Genomic DNA, 13,876 nt, shown 5'->3' with positions numbered 1-13,876 from the left:
GTCAGGCGCCTTTCGCGAAATGTGAGCGGACGCGGTCCGCGTCGATATTGTAGCTGCGCCGGAACTCCGCCTCGCCAGCCGCGTCGAGCAAGGGTAAGCGCACCGGTTTCACCCCGTGCTTCTGGCGCGAGTCGTTGAACTGATTATGCCCGCGCATCATGATGTCCTCGCCCGGCAGCGTTACGACCGGCATGACACGGCCCAGCTTGGCGTGGCTGAAATTCATGATGCCGCGCGAGGCGCCGGGCGCCACCGCCATGCCGAGGCCGGGAGTCCAGAGCGTCTCAAGGGCGGGCTTGGCATGGATTCCCTTGGGCGAGATGCGCGCGATATGGCCCTGGTTGAAGTCGATCCCGACATAACGGTGCTGTGCCAGAAGGGGCGCGATGCTGCCGGCCGCGGCGCGCAGACGCTCGACGAAGGTGACGCCGACGGCATCGTCGTCATCCATGCGGAACTGGAGGGAGGGCAGGGGGCTGTCTCGGCGCACCTGGTTAATGACCTCGCGCATCACCTGGCGGTGCCGCCCGGGCGCGCGGGGAATCACCACGGCCTGCGGCATGTCCTGCACAAGATCTAGAAGGCGGGCCAAGAGCCGCTCGGGCATTGCCTCGCCCACGACTATGGCGAGGGTGAAATCGGTATCTGTTTGCGCGCGAACGGAGGGCAGGGTCATGCATTCGAATGTCGCGAAGCGCTCGTCCATGCGGACGGGATCGTAGAGGAACGCGGCACGCGTCTCAGGCGTGTCATGCTCGATCTGAAACCCGCCGAGGGCGGGATAGGAAAACCGGCAAAGGCCGATCACCTGCATTGATGCTGTGTCCATGTCCCGCGCGATCCTGCCCGCCTTGCCATGCCCTTGACGATGGCAGGCGATACGCGCCAAGACAAGGCACAGCCGAGGCAAATCAGTGACGCGCGCGCCTTGGCGCAAAGGTGCGCGAGCCCCGCCGCCAAAGCCCGGGTGGGCCTGTTGACAACCCCTGCGACTCCCCCTATACGCGCCTCATCCGGCTTGGGGGTCGCCCCGTCTGCCGATATCAGAACTGAAGTGGTCAAGATCCGGACGCCCGCCGTCCCGATCCTCTGGAAACTCACCGCGTCCGACCAGCAAAGGTTGCGATCGCGGTTCTTGCGTATTGCGGACGCGCCATATGCATTTGATTAGCCGCATGGGTTTGCCCATGCAGACACATGTGTTGAGAGACGGGGAAAGAACCGGAATGCCAACGATCCAACAGTTGATCCGCAAGCCGCGGCAGCCGAAAGTAAGAGCGCAGAAATCGCAGCATTTGCAGGGTTGCCCGCAAAAGCGCGGCGTCTGCACACGCGTTTACACAACGACGCCCAAGAAGCCGAACTCGGCCATGCGTAAGGTTGCCAAGGTGCGCCTGACCAATGGCTTTGAGGTCATCAGCTATATCCCGGGTGAGAGCCACAACCTGCAGGAGCACTCGGTGGTCCTGATCCGCGGCGGCCGCGTCAAGGACCTTCCCGGCGTTCGCTACCACATCCTGCGCGGCGTGCTTGACACGCAAGGCGTCAAGGATCGTAAGCAGCGCCGTTCGAAATATGGCGCCAAGCGCCCGAAGTAAGAGGATTACCAGATGTCCCGTCGTCACGCCGCCGAAAAGCGCGAAGTCCTGCCCGATGCCAAGTATGGTGACCGGGTTCTGACAAAATTCATGAACAACCTGATGGTCGATGGCAAGAAATCCGCCGCCGAGCGCATCGTCTACAACGCCCTGACCCGCGTAGAGGACAAAGCCAAGCGCGCGCCGGTCGAGATCTTCCACGAGGCGCTTGACCTGATCAAGCCGTCTGTCGAGGTCCGCTCGCGCCGCGTTGGTGGTGCGACCTACCAGGTCCCCGTAGAAGTGCGCCCCGAGCGCCGCGAGGCGCTGGCGATCCGCTGGCTGATCAATGCCAGCCGCGCCCGCAACGAGAACACGATGGAAGAGCGCCTTGCGGGCGAACTTCTGGATGCGGTGAACAGCCGGGGCAGCGCCGTGAAAAAGCGCGAAGACACACACAAGATGGCCGAGGCGAACAAAGCCTTCAGCCATTACCGTTGGTAATCTGATACACTGAGGAAGCAGCCACATGGCACGCGACTACGCTCTAGAACGCTACCGTAACTTCGGCATCATGGCCCATATCGATGCAGGCAAGACAACCTGCAGCGAGCGGATCCTGTTCTATACAGGCAAGAACCACAACATGGGCGAGACCCATGAAGGTGCCTCGACCATGGACTGGATGGAGCAGGAGCAGGAGCGTGGCATCACGATCACTTCGGCTGCGACCACCACCTTCTGGCAGCGCCAGAATGATCCGACCCAGGAGGGCACGTCCGAGACCAAGTATCGGATGAACATCATCGACACGCCCGGCCACGTGGACTTCACCATCGAAGTCGAACGCTCGCTGGCCGTGCTTGACGGTGCTGTTGCCGTTCTCGACGCCAACGCAGGCGTCGAGCCGCAAACCGAGACTGTCTGGCGCCAGGCCGACCGCTACAAGGTGCCGCGGGTCGTCTTCGTCAACAAGATGGACAAGATCGGCGCGGACTTCTTTAACTGCGTCAAAATGATCAAGGATCGTACGGGCGCAACGCCCGCGCCGATCCAGATCCCGATCGGTGCCGAGAACGAGCTGGAAGGCTTGGTCGATCTGGTCACGATGGAAGAGTGGGTCTGGAAGGGCGAGGATCTGGGCGCCAACTGGACGCGCGGCCCTATCCGCGACAGCCTCAAGGACCTGGCTGACGAGTGGCGCGCACACCTCATCGAGACCGCCGTCGAAATGGACGACGCGGCTATGGAGGCGTATCTGGAAGGCGAAGAGCCTGACGAAGAGACGCTGCGCAAGCTGATCCGTAAGGGCACGCTGTCGCTCAGCTTCGTTCCGATCCTGTGCGGCTCGGCGTTCAAGAACAAAGGCGTGCAGCCTCTTCTGAACGCGGTCGTCGACTACCTGCCCAGCCCCATGGACGTTGTCGATTACATGGGCTTTGCCCCCGATGACGAGACCGAGACGCGCAATATTCCGCGCCGTGCGGACGACTCGATGCCCTTCTCGGGCCTTGCGTTCAAGATCATGAACGATCCTTTCGTCGGCTCGCTGACCTTCACGCGCATCTATTCGGGCGTGATCAAGAAGGGCGATACCGTCCAAAACTCGACCAAGGGCAAGAAAGAGCGCATCGGCCGTATGATGATGATGCACTCGATCCAGCGCGAGGAAATCGAGGAGGCATTCGCCGGCGACATCATCGCGCTTGCAGGACTCAAGGACACGACCACGGGTGACACGCTGTGCGATCCCAAGGAGCAGGTCGTTCTGGAAACGATGACCTTCCCCGATCCCGTCATCGAGATCGCGGTCGAGCCCAAGACCAAGGGCGACCAGGAGAAGATGTCGGCAGGCCTCGCACGTCTTGCGGCCGAGGATCCCTCGTTCCGTGTCGAGACGGACATCGAATCCGGTCAGACGATCATGAAAGGCATGGGCGAGCTGCACCTCGATATCCTGGTCGACCGTCTGCGCCGTGAATTCAAGGTCGACGCCAATATCGGCGCGCCGCAGGTGGCTTACCGCGAGACGATCGGTCACGAGGTCGAGCATACCTACACCCACAAGAAACAGTCGGGTGGTTCGGGTCAGTTCGCCGAGGTCAAGATGGTCATTTCGCCAACCGAAGCTGGCGAAGGTTTCTCGTTCGAGAGCAAGATCGTTGGCGGCTCGGTGCCCAAGGAATACATCCCGGGCGTCGAGAAGGGCATCCGCTCGGTCATGGACAGCGGCCCGCTGGCCGGCTTCCCGGTCATCGACTTCAAGGTCGCGCTGATCGACGGCAAGTTCCACGATGTCGACTCGTCGGTCATGGCGTTCGAGATCGCGGCACGGATGGGCATGCGCGAAGGTCTGCGCAAGGCTGGTGCCAAGCTTCTTGAGCCGATCATGAAGGTCGAGGTGATCACCCCCGAAGAATATACGGGCGGTATCATCGGTGACCTGACATCGCGCCGGGGCCAGATCTCGGGGCAGGAGCCGCGCGGCAACGCCATCGCTCTGAATTGCAAGGTGCCGCTAGCCAACATGTTTGGCTACATCAACACCCTGCGGTCCATGTCGTCGGGCCGGGCCCAGTTCACGATGCAATTCTCGCATTACGAGCCGGTCCCGAGCAACATCTCGGAAGAGATCCAGGCGAAATACGCTTAACCGGGTGGCGGGGGACTCCCCGCCCTACCCACCACCGTAGGGTGGGCATGACGCCCACCACCTGACTTGATCAAAAGAGGAGCCACACCATGGCAAAGGAAAAGTTTGACCGCAGCAAACCGCACGTGAACATCGGCACGATCGGTCACGTCGACCACGGCAAGACCACGCTGACGGCTGCGATCACCAAGTATTTCGGCGACTTCCGCGCGTATGACCAGATCGACGGCGCGCCCGAAGAGAAGGCCCGCGGCATCACCATCTCGACCGCACATGTCGAGTATGAGACCGAGAACCGCCACTACGCACATGTCGACTGCCCCGGCCACGCCGACTACGTCAAGAACATGATCACCGGTGCCGCCCAGATGGATGGCGCGATCCTGGTCGTGAACGCCGCTGACGGCCCCATGCCCCAGACCCGCGAGCATATCCTGCTGGGCCGCCAGGTGGGTATTCCCTACATGGTCGTCTACATGAACAAGGTCGATCAGGTTGACGACGACGAGCTGCTGGAACTGGTGGAAATGGAAATCCGCGAGCTTCTGTCGAGCTACGACTACCCCGGCGACGACATCCCAGTCATCAAGGGCTCGGCTCTGGCCGCGATGGAAGGCCGTGATCCCGAAATCGGCGAGAACTCGATCCGCGAGCTGATGGCCGCTGTCGACGAGTACATCCCGACCCCGGCACGCGCCGTGGACCAGCCTTTCCTGATGCCGGTCGAGGACGTCTTCTCGATCTCCGGCCGTGGTACGGTTGTGACCGGCCGCGTCGAGCGCGGTGTCATCAACGTTGGTGACGAAATCGAGATCGTTGGCCTGAAAGACACCAAGAAAACGACCTGCACGGGCGTGGAAATGTTCCGCAAGCTGCTGGATCGTGGTGAGGCAGGCGACAACATCGGTGCCCTGCTGCGCGGCATCGACCGTGAAGGCGTCGAACGTGGTCAGGTTCTGTGCAAGCCGAAGTCGGTGACCCCCCACACCAAGTTCGAGGCAGAAGCCTACATTCTGAACAAGGAAGAGGGTGGCCGTCACACGCCGTTCTTCGCCAACTATCGCCCGCAGTTCTACTTCCGTACCACGGACGTGACCGGCACCGTTGTTCTGCCCGAAGGCACCGAGATGGTGATGCCGGGCGACAACCTTCAGTTCAATGTCGAGCTGATCGCCCCGATCGCCATGGAAGAGGGTCTGCGCTTCGCCATCCGTGAAGGCGGCCGCACCGTCGGCGCCGGCGTCGTTTCGAAGATCATCGAATAATTATCCCGGGCGGGCAGGCTGCCCGCCCCAAGGGTTCGATGAGGGAGGCCGGGTGGTCCGGCCTCCCTCCTATCAACTCCAATGCCGCGAAAGGCTAGACCAATGCAAAGCCAGAACATTCGCATTCGGCTGAAGGCGTTCGATTACCGCGTACTGGATGCCAGTACACAGGAAATCGTCAACACCGCGAAACGCACGGGCGCCGACGTCCGTGGTCCGATTCCGCTGCCGAACAAGATTGAAAAATTCACCGTTCTGCGTGGTCCCCACGTGAACAAGAAATCCCGCGATCAATGGGAAATCCGCACGCACAAGCGCCTGCTGGACATCGTTGATCCGACACCCCAGACCGTGGACGCGCTGATGAAGCTCGACCTGGCGGCCGGTGTCGACGTGCAGATTTCGGTTTAAGGAGGGCACTGACTATGTTGCGCTCTGGCGTTATCGCAAAGAAGGTGGGCATGACCCGTCTTTTCATGGAAGACGGCCGGCAGGTTCCTGTCACCGTTCTTCAACTGGACAAACTGCAGGTCGTTGCACAGCGCACGGCCGACAGCCACGGTTACTCGGCCGTTCAGCTGGGCGCAGGCTCGGCCAAGGCCAAGCGGACGAGCCAGGCAATGCGCGGCCACTTCGCCGCAGCCAAGGTGGAGCCCAAGCGCAAGATCGCGGAATTCCGCGTTGCGCCCGAGAACATGATTGCCGTGGGTGAGGAAATCACCGCCAACCATTACTTCGAAGGTCAGTTCGTGGACGTCTGCGGCACCTCGATCGGTAAGGGTTTCGCGGGTGCCATGAAGCGTCACAACTTCCGCGGTCTGGAAATGACCCACGGCGTTTCGATCAGTCACCGTTCGCACGGCTCGACGGGCCAGTGCCAGGATCCGGGCAAGGTCTTCAAAGGCAAAAAGATGGCCGGTCACATGGGCGCCGCACGCATCACCACGCAGAACCTGCAGGTGATCAAGACCGACGCCGACCGTGGCCTGATCATGGTCAAGGGAGCCGTTCCCGGCTCCAAAGGTGGCTGGGTGACGATCAAGGATGCGGTGAAGAAGCCGTTCCCCGAGAACGCCATTCTGCCCGCCGCGCTGAAATCGGCAGCTGAAGAAGCCGAGAAAGCCGCAGCAGAAGCCGCCGCAGCCGCAGCAGCCGAGGAAGAAGCAGCCGCCAAGGCCGCAGCCGAAGCACAGGCCGCCCAGGAAGCCGAAGCCGAGAAGGAGGCCGAGGCCCAGATCGAGGCTGACAGCGAGGCCGCTGGCGACCAGAGCGAGACTCTGGACGAGACCAAGAAGGATGACGAAGCATGAAACTCGACATGATCAAACTGGACGGCAGCAAGGCCGGCTCGGTCGATCTGGGCGAAGACATCTTCGACCTGGATCCCCGCGCGGATATCCTGCACCGTGTCGTCCGCTGGCAGCGCAACAAGGCGCAGGCCGGTACGCATAAGGTCAAGACGCGGTCCGAAGTCAGCTACTCGACCAAGAAGATCTATCGCCAGAAGGGCACCGGCGGCGCACGCCACGGCGCGCGCTCGGCTCCGATCTTCCGCAAGGGTGGTATCTACAAGGGCCCGACGCCGCGCAGTCATGCGCATGATCTGCCCAAGAAGGTCCGCGCCCTCGGTCTCAAGCATGCCCTGAGCGCCAAGGCGCGCGCAGGCGAGCTGGTGATCGTCGAGGATTTCGGCAATGTCGCAAAGACCGGCACGCTGGCCAAGCAGATCAAGGATCTGGGCTGGAAGCGCGCGCTGGTCATCGACGGCGCCGAGGTCAACGCCGATTTCGCCAAGGCCGCGCGCAACATCGAGGGTCTGGACGTTCTGCCGACCATCGGTGCAAACGTCTATGACATCCTCAAGCGTGATACCCTGGTCATCACCAAGGCGGGTGTCGAAGCACTGGAGGCACGACTGAAATGAGCGCGAAACCCGAACATTACGACGTGATCCGCAAGCCCGTCGTGACCGAGAAGGCCACAATGGCGTCCGAGAATGGCGCCGTCGTCTTCGAAGTCTCGATCGGCAGCAACAAGCCCCAGATCAAGGAGGCCGTCGAGGCACTCTTTGGTGTCAAGGTGAAGGCTGTGAACACGACCATCACCAAGGGCAAGGCCAAGCGCTTCCGCGGCCAGATGGGCCGCCGCGCGGACGTCAAGAAAGCGTATGTCACGCTGGAAGAAGGCAACACGATCGACGTGACCACTGGTCTCTGAGGTTTAGTTGGCTTGAGGATTTATGAACCCCGGCTGTAGTGGCCGGGGTTTTTTCTGTTCAATGGCCGGTTTGTGCCCAAAGTGACAACTGCTCAAACATAGTTCTGGGGCTCAGAGTTTTTCGCTAGATGGGTCTAATCGCCAATCATTCATCAAGAAGTCGAAAAACGTTTCTGCGAGCACCTCAGTTTCCAGCGAATGCTTGTCGACCTCAACAACAGCCCAATTGCTGTCAGGATCGAGCCCAACGCAAAAGCCGTTACAATCATCGCCTACGAAGACGAGGTTCTTCAAGTGGTCAGGTGCATTGTTACCGTAAATGTAGTTTGATCTAAGTGGCTCACTGTAGAGTTCAAAGAACATTTGCCCGATGGTTCCGCCTCCTATCTCGCTTAAAAATTTTGAATAATCGTCAGGAATAACCATTTCTAGATTTGAAATCTCTGTCGGCCCCCGAGCTGATCCGTAAGCGTTCATCAACAGATTTTTTAACAGGGTGACGTCGGTTGAACTACGTTGGGTCATATCGAATATAGGGCACGAAAAAGCAACATGTTCAACGACTGGTTTGGGTGGGCTCGCGAACGCAAGGAGTGACGGCTTCGTCCGCATAGCCGACCTGGCGACTTGTGGCTAACCCCGCCCGAACAGCGCGCGGAGCGCGCCGGGCGAGCGCCTGACCGGCCCGCGGTCTGGCGCTTTGGCGGCCGGGCGCTGCCGTATGGATGTTGGAGGGGCTTGGCGGGGATAAAGTGGGCAGAACGGGCGTTGCGGCGCCAGCCCCCGGTCAGGCGCGCGCCCGGTTTGGAGAGGGGAGCGCCAGGGATCAGCGGGGCAGGCGGCGCCTGCGTCCAGTATGCAAGCGCTTTTGCGCCCTTCCCCCACTTGACCCCACCTCTCTTAGCCCCTAAACGGACGCATCACCGCAGCCCCGGATTCGTCCGGGGCTTCGTTTTCGTTCAATTGAACGATCTAGCCGGGCACCTACGGGGGCCTATACCAATGGCGGGCCAGGCCCGCCTCACATAGGCGGACACACGCGTTCGCCGTTTGCTAAACGGAAGACAGAAAGCATGGCACTCAAGTCGTATAAGCCAACGACGCCGGGCCAGCGCGGGCTGGTGCTGATCGACCGTTCGGAGCTGTACAAAGGACGCCCCGTCAAAGCCCTCACCGAGGGTCTGACGAAATCGGGCGGCCGGAACAACACCGGACGTATCACATCGCGTCGTCGCGGGGGTGGGGCCAAGCGCCTCTACCGGATCGTTGATTTCAAGCGTAACAAATTCGATATGGCGGCCACCGTCGAGCGGATCGAATATGATCCCAACCGGACCGCATTCATCGCTCTCATCAAATATGATGATGGCGAGCAGACCTACATCCTGGCGCCCCAGCGTCTCGCCATCGGTGACAAGATCTATTCGGGCGCGCGCGTCGACATCAAGCCCGGCAACTGCATGCCGTTCTCGGGCATGCCGATCGGTACCATCGTTCACAACATCGAGCTGAAGCCCGGCAAGGGCGGACAGATTGCACGCGCCGCGGGCACCTATGCCCAGTTCGTTGGCCGTGACGGTGGCTACGCGCAGATCCGCCTCAGCTCGGGCGAGCTTCGCCTGGTGCGGCAGGAGTGCAAGGCGACGGTTGGCGCGGTCTCGAACCCCGACAACTCGAACCAGAACTACGGCAAGGCCGGCCGCATGCGTCACAAGGGCATCCGCCCGAGTGTTCGCGGTGTCGTGATGAACCCGATCGACCACCCGCATGGTGGTGGTGAGGGCCGCACGTCGGGTGGTCGCCACCCGGTCACCCCGTGGGGCAAGCCGACCAAGGGTGCCCGCACCCGCAACAAGAACAAGGCGTCGCAGAAGCTGATCATCCGCTCGCGTCACGCCAAGAAGAAGGGCCGTTAAGACATGGCACGTTCTGTATGGAAAGGCCCCTTCGTGGATGCTTACGTCCTGAAAAAGGCCGAAGCATCGCGCGAATCCGGGCGCAATGAAGTCATCAAGATATGGTCGCGCCGCTCGACGATCCTGCCCCAGTTCGTGGGCCTGACGTTTGGCGTCTACAACGGCAAGAAGCATATCCCTGTCAACGTCAGCGAAGACATGATTGGTCAGAAGTTCGGTGAGTACTCGCCGACCCGCACCTATTACGGTCATGCCGCCGACAAAAAAGCGAAGCGGAAGTAAGTCATGGGCAAGGAAAAGAACCCCCGCCGCGTGGCCGATAACGAAGCCCGGAGCAAGCTCCGGATGCTTCGCACCAGCCCGCAGAAACTGAACCTTCTGGCACAGCTGATCCGTGGCAAGAAAGTGGACAAGGCCCTGACGGACCTCACTTTCAGCCAGAAGCGGATCGCCGAGGATGTGCGCAAGTGCCTCCAGTCGGCCATCGCCAATGCCGAGAACAACCACAATCTGGACGTGGATGAGCTGGTCGTGGCCGAGGCCTATGTCGGCAAGAACCTCGTGATGAAGCGCGGCCGTCCGCGTGCCCGTGGCCGGTTTGGCGCCCTGCGCAAGCCGTTCTCGGAAATCACGATCATCGTGCGTCAAGTCGAGGAGCAAGCCTGATGGGTAACAAAGTCAATCCGATTGGCATGCGCCTGCAGGTGAACCGCACCTGGGACAGCCGCTGGTATGCCGACACCAAGGACTACGGCAATCTTCTGCTTGAGGACATCGCCATGCGCGAGTTCATCAAGAAAGAGTGCAAGCAGGCCGGCGTCAGCCGCGTGATCATCGAGCGTCCGCACAAGAAGTGCCGCGTCACGGTGCACACAGCCCGCCCCGGCGTCATCATTGGCAAGAAAGGCGCAGACATCGAGACGCTGCGCAAGAAGCTGGCCGCGATGACCGACAGCGAGCTGCACCTGAACATCGTCGAAGTGCGCAAGCCCGAGCTGGACGCCGCGCTGGTGGGTGAGAGCATCGCCCAGCAGCTCGAGCGCCGGGTCAGCTTCCGCCGTGCGATGAAGCGCGCCGTGCAGAACGCCATGCGTATGGGTGCCCTCGGCATCCGTGTGAACCTCGCCGGCCGCCTTGGCGGCGCCGAGATCGCCCGGACCGAATGGTATCGCGAGGGCCGCGTGCCCCTGCATACGCTGCGGGCCGATATCGATTACGCCCATGTCGAGGCGTTGACCGCCTACGGCATCATCGGGATCAAGACCTGGATCTTCAAAGGTGAGATCATGGATCATGACCCGTCTGCGCGTGACCGGAAAGCTCAGGAACTTCAGGACGGTCCGGCACCTCGCGGTGCAGGCGGGCGTCGCTAAGGGGGAATGACAGATGCTACAACCGAAACGCACTAAATTCCGCAAGCAGTTCAAGGGCCGCATCAAAGGCGAAGCCAAGGGCGGCTCGGACCTGAACTTCGGCTCGTTCGGCCTCAAGGCCACGCAGCCCGAGCGTATCACGGCACGTCAGATCGAAGCGGCCCGCCGCGCGATGACCCGCCACATGAAGCGTCAGGGCCGTGTCTGGATCCGAATTTTCCCGGATCTGCCGGTGACGTCCAAGCCAACGGAAGTCCGCATGGGTAAGGGTAAGGGCTCGGTCGATTACTGGGCAGCCCGCGTCAAGCCGGGCCGCGTGATGTTCGAGATCGACGGTGTTAACGAAGAGATCGCATTCGAGGCCCTGCGCCTCGCCGCGATGAAGCTGCCGATCAAGACCCGCGTCGTGGTTCGCGAGGACTGGTAAATTTCGCTTGGCGACATTTACCAGGTGCGGCGCAGCGACGTTCCGTAGGAAAAATCGCGGGCCGTACCCCGATTGAGAATAAAAAAAACCCCCGTCGAAAATTCGGCGGGGGTTTTTCCGTCGTGATTCAGTCTACTGTCGTCATTCAGTCTACGGTCTCGGGTTCGCGTCTCTAACCATCTCGGCGCGTTGGTGCCCGCTACCCTTCACTCTCATTCGAGGCGCGCGTCATCGGCAGCGGCTCCTTGAAGGTCAGCGTTCGGTAGGGGAATGGGATCTCGATCCCCGCGTCGTCCAAGGCGCGCTTGACCGCCGCAACCACCTGATCGCGCGATTTACGCACATCCAGGGGCGTGGACCCGGTCCACCATGTCACCTCGAAGTTGATAGAGGAGGATGCGAATTCCTGCGCGAAGATCTGAACCGGCTTTTCGTCCGTGATCACCGTGTCGCACGCATTCACCGCCTCGGAGATGACCGTCCGCGCCTCATCGACATCGACGTCATAGGCCACGCCGCAGATCACCGTGACGCGGCGATGATCCAGATCGGTGCGGACCGTCACGGCGTTCTTGAACAGGATCGAATTGGGCACGATCACCAACTGCCCGTCGGTTTGGCGGATATGGCTTTCGCGGATCGCGATGCGGGATACTTCGCCCTCGATATCCTCGCATTCCACGTAATCCCCGATGCGCATTTCCTTGCGAAAGAGGATGATGATCCCGGCGAGGAAATTCTCGAACACGTCCTTGAAGGCAAAGCCGATGGCGACCGAGCCTATGCCCAGTCCGGCGAGGATGCTGGCCGGAGTGAGGCCGGGGAAAAGGATGACGGCGGCGGTCATGATCCCCAGAACCCAGATGGCGATCGAGGTCAGAAGGCTGAAGAGCTCTTGCAGGCTTTTGCGCAGCCGGGTCTTGCCGAGTATGCGGGCGAGCCATGAGGATGCGATCTTGACGGCCAGCCATGTCAACAGGATCACGATGAGGGCGACTGCCAGGTTCGGCAGCACCTCTATGGAAGCACGGGCAATGTCGCGAAGCTGATTGATCAGGACGGTAATCGGTTCCAGGGGTTGTCTCCTCGTTGCGTCGCAAAATAACGCCACAAGAAGCGATATGGTTCATTTGGCCCCTGCGGACCCCTTCAACCCCAGGCGTAATTAAAGCTGACGCTGATCCGGTCATCCTCGCTCAGGTTCACCGGGACCTCATGCCGCAGCCACGACTCCCACAGCAGCACCTCGCCCGCCTCGGGCGCTTCATACCGAAACGCCCGCAACTCTTCGCGCGCATCCTTGCGGCGGGGCGGGGCGGCCATCATGCGGGCCGAGCGGGGGTCTTCGAGCTTCAGCGCGCTCGTGCCTTCGGGCATCGTCACATAGGTCGTGCCCGAGATCACCGAATGGGGATGGATATGCGAGGAATGCGTGCCACCCTCTGGCAGGATGTTGATCCAGAGGCTGTCGAGCTTCAGCTTCTTGCCACCAAGATCGAACTCCAGATCCTCCGCGAAAGCCGCGACATGCTTGTCCAGAACCTTCTGCAGGTCACGAAAGATCGGAAAGCGGTAGGGCAGATCGTCGAGGGACGCGTAAGAGGTATAGCCGGGATAGCCGTTCTCTTCGCACCACTCCTGGCCCGCCTCGTCATCTTCGGCTATGGACCAGCAGGAGGCTTCCAACTCGGACGGATCAATGGGTTTGCCCAGCTCGCTAAGGCAGGCGCGGTATAGACGGGTGACGAAGAGGGATGATATATGTGCCATGCTCCGCGTCATAGCGCAGGGCAGGGCGCAAGGCGAGGCCCATTTGAACTAGGGGGTTGCGCCCATGCGCCGGCGCCTCTATACGCGCCCAATCACGAACGATCTCCACCGGAATCAGGGTGACCAAGCGTATCGATGCGCAAGGGCCCTCCTGTGATGTTGAAAGGATAAAGGCGATGGACGCCAAGGAACTACGCGAAAAGACACCCGACCAGCTGCGTGAAGAGTTGTCGAACCTGAAAAAAGCACAGTTCAACCTGCGCTTTCAGGCCGCGACCGGTCAGCTGGAGAATGCATCGCAGATGCGCACCGCACGCCGCAATGCGGCCCGCGTGCTGACCATTCTCAACGAGAAAGCCGCTGCCGCGGCAGCAGAATAAGGAGCCTGCAAGATGCCCAAACGTATCCTCTCTGGCACCGTGACAAGCGACGCCAACGCACAAACCATCAGCGTATCGGTCGAGCGCCGCTTCAAGCACCCGGTTCTGCAAAAGACGATCCGGAAGTCCAAGAAATACCGCGCCCATGATGAGAACAACACGTTCAAGGTGGGCGACAAGGTGCGCATCATCGAATGCGCACCCAAGTCCAAGACGAAACGCTGGGAGGTTCTGGAGGGCTGAGCCCGCCAAGACCAATTCAGCTTAATCGAAACCCCGGGGCAAGGGCCGCATCGCC

The 13,876-nt window shown here is 61.0% G+C and carries 19 protein-coding genes; 15 read left to right on the top strand and 4 right to left on the bottom strand.

Going from position 1 to position 13,876, the window contains the following annotated elements; all coding sequences use genetic code 11:
* Nucleotide 1 precedes the first annotated feature (1 nt).
* Nucleotides 2-829: a putative rhamnosyl transferase gene (locus tag ACEWPM_RS03290; protein WP_393961735.1), complete on the bottom strand. Its 828-nt coding sequence runs from the start codon at nucleotides 827-829 to the stop codon at nucleotides 2-4.
* A 397-nt stretch (nucleotides 830-1,226) separates the two neighbouring features.
* Between ACEWPM_RS03290 and rpsL the strand changes: the two genes are divergently transcribed.
* The 8 genes from rpsL to ACEWPM_RS03250 all read left to right on the top strand — a co-directional run bounded on the left by rpsL (nucleotide 1,227) and on the right by ACEWPM_RS03250 (nucleotide 7,712).
* Nucleotides 1,227-1,598 (top strand): 30S ribosomal protein S12, encoded by a 372-nt coding sequence (gene rpsL / locus ACEWPM_RS03285; protein WP_076532270.1) that lies wholly within the window; start codon nucleotides 1,227-1,229, stop codon nucleotides 1,596-1,598.
* A 12-nt stretch (nucleotides 1,599-1,610) separates the two neighbouring features.
* On the top strand, nucleotides 1,611-2,081 hold the full coding sequence (gene rpsG, locus ACEWPM_RS03280) for a 30S ribosomal protein S7 (protein ID WP_393961734.1): 471 nt from the start codon (nucleotides 1,611-1,613) through the stop codon (nucleotides 2,079-2,081).
* A 25-nt stretch (nucleotides 2,082-2,106) separates the two neighbouring features.
* Nucleotides 2,107-4,230, top strand: coding sequence for an elongation factor G (gene fusA / locus ACEWPM_RS03275; RefSeq protein ID WP_393961733.1), 2,124 nt, complete (start codon nucleotides 2,107-2,109; stop codon nucleotides 4,228-4,230).
* Nucleotides 4,231-4,319: 89 nt separating this feature from the next.
* Nucleotides 4,320-5,495 (top strand): elongation factor Tu, encoded by a 1,176-nt coding sequence (tuf, locus tag ACEWPM_RS03270; protein WP_393961732.1) that lies wholly within the window; start codon nucleotides 4,320-4,322, stop codon nucleotides 5,493-5,495.
* 102 nt (nucleotides 5,496-5,597) lie between these two features.
* Nucleotides 5,598-5,906, top strand: coding sequence for a 30S ribosomal protein S10 (rpsJ, locus tag ACEWPM_RS03265; protein ID WP_076532278.1), 309 nt, complete (start codon nucleotides 5,598-5,600; stop codon nucleotides 5,904-5,906).
* Between the two features lie 14 nt (nucleotides 5,907-5,920).
* Nucleotides 5,921-6,805 carry a 50S ribosomal protein L3 gene (rplC, locus tag ACEWPM_RS03260; protein ID WP_393961731.1) on the top strand — a complete coding sequence of 295 codons (885 nt, stop codon included), beginning with the start codon at nucleotides 5,921-5,923 and terminating at the stop codon, nucleotides 6,803-6,805.
* Entirely contained in the window at nucleotides 6,802-7,419 is a 618-nt protein-coding gene (gene rplD / locus ACEWPM_RS03255; protein WP_393961730.1) for a 50S ribosomal protein L4, read from the top strand. The genes rplC and rplD overlap by 4 nt, the downstream gene beginning before the upstream one ends.
* On the top strand, nucleotides 7,416-7,712 hold the full coding sequence (locus ACEWPM_RS03250) for a 50S ribosomal protein L23 (protein ID WP_393961729.1): 297 nt from the start codon (nucleotides 7,416-7,418) through the stop codon (nucleotides 7,710-7,712). Before rplD ends, ACEWPM_RS03250 begins: the two co-directional genes overlap by 4 nt.
* Nucleotides 7,713-7,823: 111 nt before the next feature.
* On the opposite strand, the gene ACEWPM_RS03245 is transcribed toward ACEWPM_RS03250, so the two are convergent.
* Complete coding sequence (locus ACEWPM_RS03245; RefSeq protein ID WP_393961728.1) at nucleotides 7,824-8,189, bottom strand: SMI1/KNR4 family protein; 366 nt, start codon at nucleotides 8,187-8,189, stop codon at nucleotides 7,824-7,826.
* Nucleotides 8,190-8,785: 596 nt separating this feature from the next.
* Between ACEWPM_RS03245 and rplB the strand changes: the two genes are divergently transcribed.
* Genes rplB through rplP form a run of 5 tightly spaced genes read left to right on the top strand, consistent with a single transcriptional unit; the run spans nucleotide 8,786 to nucleotide 11,428 of the window.
* Nucleotides 8,786-9,628, top strand: coding sequence for a 50S ribosomal protein L2 (gene rplB, locus ACEWPM_RS03240; RefSeq protein WP_393961727.1), 843 nt, complete (start codon nucleotides 8,786-8,788; stop codon nucleotides 9,626-9,628).
* A 3-nt stretch (nucleotides 9,629-9,631) separates the two neighbouring features.
* Nucleotides 9,632-9,910 (top strand): 30S ribosomal protein S19, encoded by a 279-nt coding sequence (gene rpsS, locus ACEWPM_RS03235; RefSeq protein WP_008236480.1) that lies wholly within the window; start codon nucleotides 9,632-9,634, stop codon nucleotides 9,908-9,910.
* Nucleotides 9,911-9,913: 3 nt separating this feature from the next.
* Nucleotides 9,914-10,294, top strand: coding sequence for a 50S ribosomal protein L22 (gene rplV / locus ACEWPM_RS03230; protein WP_076532290.1), 381 nt, complete (start codon nucleotides 9,914-9,916; stop codon nucleotides 10,292-10,294).
* Entirely contained in the window at nucleotides 10,294-11,001 is a 708-nt protein-coding gene (gene rpsC / locus ACEWPM_RS03225; RefSeq protein ID WP_076532292.1) for a 30S ribosomal protein S3, read from the top strand. The genes rplV and rpsC overlap by 1 nt, the downstream gene beginning before the upstream one ends.
* A gap of 13 nt (nucleotides 11,002-11,014) precedes the next feature.
* Nucleotides 11,015-11,428 (top strand): 50S ribosomal protein L16, encoded by a 414-nt coding sequence (gene rplP / locus ACEWPM_RS03220; RefSeq protein WP_393961726.1) that lies wholly within the window; start codon nucleotides 11,015-11,017, stop codon nucleotides 11,426-11,428.
* Between the two features lie 199 nt (nucleotides 11,429-11,627).
* On the opposite strand, the gene ACEWPM_RS03215 is transcribed toward rplP, so the two are convergent.
* Nucleotides 11,628-12,443: a mechanosensitive ion channel family protein gene (locus ACEWPM_RS03215; RefSeq protein WP_393961725.1), complete on the bottom strand. Its 816-nt coding sequence runs from the start codon at nucleotides 12,441-12,443 to the stop codon at nucleotides 11,628-11,630.
* Between the two features lie 134 nt (nucleotides 12,444-12,577).
* The gene (locus tag ACEWPM_RS03210; RefSeq protein ID WP_393961724.1) at nucleotides 12,578-13,198 is read right to left on the bottom strand and encodes a TIGR02466 family protein; all 621 of its coding nucleotides are present in this window, start codon (nucleotides 13,196-13,198) and stop codon (nucleotides 12,578-12,580) included.
* Nucleotides 13,199-13,374: 176 nt separating this feature from the next.
* On the opposite strand from ACEWPM_RS03210, the gene rpmC reads away from it, so the two are divergent.
* Both rpmC and rpsQ read left to right on the top strand, forming a co-directional pair.
* Nucleotides 13,375-13,578, top strand: coding sequence for a 50S ribosomal protein L29 (gene rpmC / locus ACEWPM_RS03205; protein WP_393961723.1), 204 nt, complete (start codon nucleotides 13,375-13,377; stop codon nucleotides 13,576-13,578).
* Between the two features lie 12 nt (nucleotides 13,579-13,590).
* A complete protein-coding gene (gene rpsQ, locus ACEWPM_RS03200) occupies nucleotides 13,591-13,821 on the top strand; it encodes a 30S ribosomal protein S17 (protein WP_393961722.1) in 231 nt (76 codons plus the stop codon).
* Nucleotides 13,822-13,876 lie beyond the last annotated feature (55 nt).

This window comes from Roseovarius maritimus, assembly GCF_043355895.2.
Classification (GTDB): domain Bacteria; phylum Pseudomonadota; class Alphaproteobacteria; order Rhodobacterales; family Rhodobacteraceae; genus Roseovarius; species Roseovarius maritimus.
This window is presented reverse-complemented; position numbering and strand designations above follow the sequence as displayed.

What these genes read in the sequence shown, in the direction of transcription:
- rpsS (WP_008236480.1), top strand. Translation starts at nt 9,632, where the DNA reads ATGGCACGTTCTGTATGGAAAGGCCCCTTCGTGGATGCTTACGTCCTG.
- rplP (WP_393961726.1), top strand. Translation starts at nt 11,015, where the DNA reads ATGCTACAACCGAAACGCACTAAATTCCGCAAGCAGTTCAAGGGCCGC.
- rpsQ (WP_393961722.1), top strand. Translation starts at nt 13,591, where the DNA reads ATGCCCAAACGTATCCTCTCTGGCACCGTGACAAGCGACGCCAACGCA.
- ACEWPM_RS03290 (WP_393961735.1), bottom strand. Translation starts at nt 829, where the DNA reads ATGGACACAGCATCAATGCAGGTGATCGGCCTTTGCCGGTTTTCCTAT.
- rplD (WP_393961730.1), top strand. Translation starts at nt 6,802, where the DNA reads ATGAAACTCGACATGATCAAACTGGACGGCAGCAAGGCCGGCTCGGTC.
- rplB (WP_393961727.1), top strand. Translation starts at nt 8,786, where the DNA reads ATGGCACTCAAGTCGTATAAGCCAACGACGCCGGGCCAGCGCGGGCTG.
- rplC (WP_393961731.1), top strand. Translation starts at nt 5,921, where the DNA reads ATGTTGCGCTCTGGCGTTATCGCAAAGAAGGTGGGCATGACCCGTCTT.
- rplV (WP_076532290.1), top strand. Translation starts at nt 9,914, where the DNA reads ATGGGCAAGGAAAAGAACCCCCGCCGCGTGGCCGATAACGAAGCCCGG.
- rpsL (WP_076532270.1), top strand. Translation starts at nt 1,227, where the DNA reads ATGCCAACGATCCAACAGTTGATCCGCAAGCCGCGGCAGCCGAAAGTA.
- ACEWPM_RS03245 (WP_393961728.1), bottom strand. Translation starts at nt 8,189, where the DNA reads ATGAACGCTTACGGATCAGCTCGGGGGCCGACAGAGATTTCAAATCTA.
- rpsJ (WP_076532278.1), top strand. Translation starts at nt 5,598, where the DNA reads ATGCAAAGCCAGAACATTCGCATTCGGCTGAAGGCGTTCGATTACCGC.
- ACEWPM_RS03210 (WP_393961724.1), bottom strand. Translation starts at nt 13,198, where the DNA reads ATGGCACATATATCATCCCTCTTCGTCACCCGTCTATACCGCGCCTGC.
- rpmC (WP_393961723.1), top strand. Translation starts at nt 13,375, where the DNA reads ATGGACGCCAAGGAACTACGCGAAAAGACACCCGACCAGCTGCGTGAA.
- rpsG (WP_393961734.1), top strand. Translation starts at nt 1,611, where the DNA reads ATGTCCCGTCGTCACGCCGCCGAAAAGCGCGAAGTCCTGCCCGATGCC.
- fusA (WP_393961733.1), top strand. Translation starts at nt 2,107, where the DNA reads ATGGCACGCGACTACGCTCTAGAACGCTACCGTAACTTCGGCATCATG.
- ACEWPM_RS03250 (WP_393961729.1), top strand. Translation starts at nt 7,416, where the DNA reads ATGAGCGCGAAACCCGAACATTACGACGTGATCCGCAAGCCCGTCGTG.
- rpsC (WP_076532292.1), top strand. Translation starts at nt 10,294, where the DNA reads ATGGGTAACAAAGTCAATCCGATTGGCATGCGCCTGCAGGTGAACCGC.
- tuf (WP_393961732.1), top strand. Translation starts at nt 4,320, where the DNA reads ATGGCAAAGGAAAAGTTTGACCGCAGCAAACCGCACGTGAACATCGGC.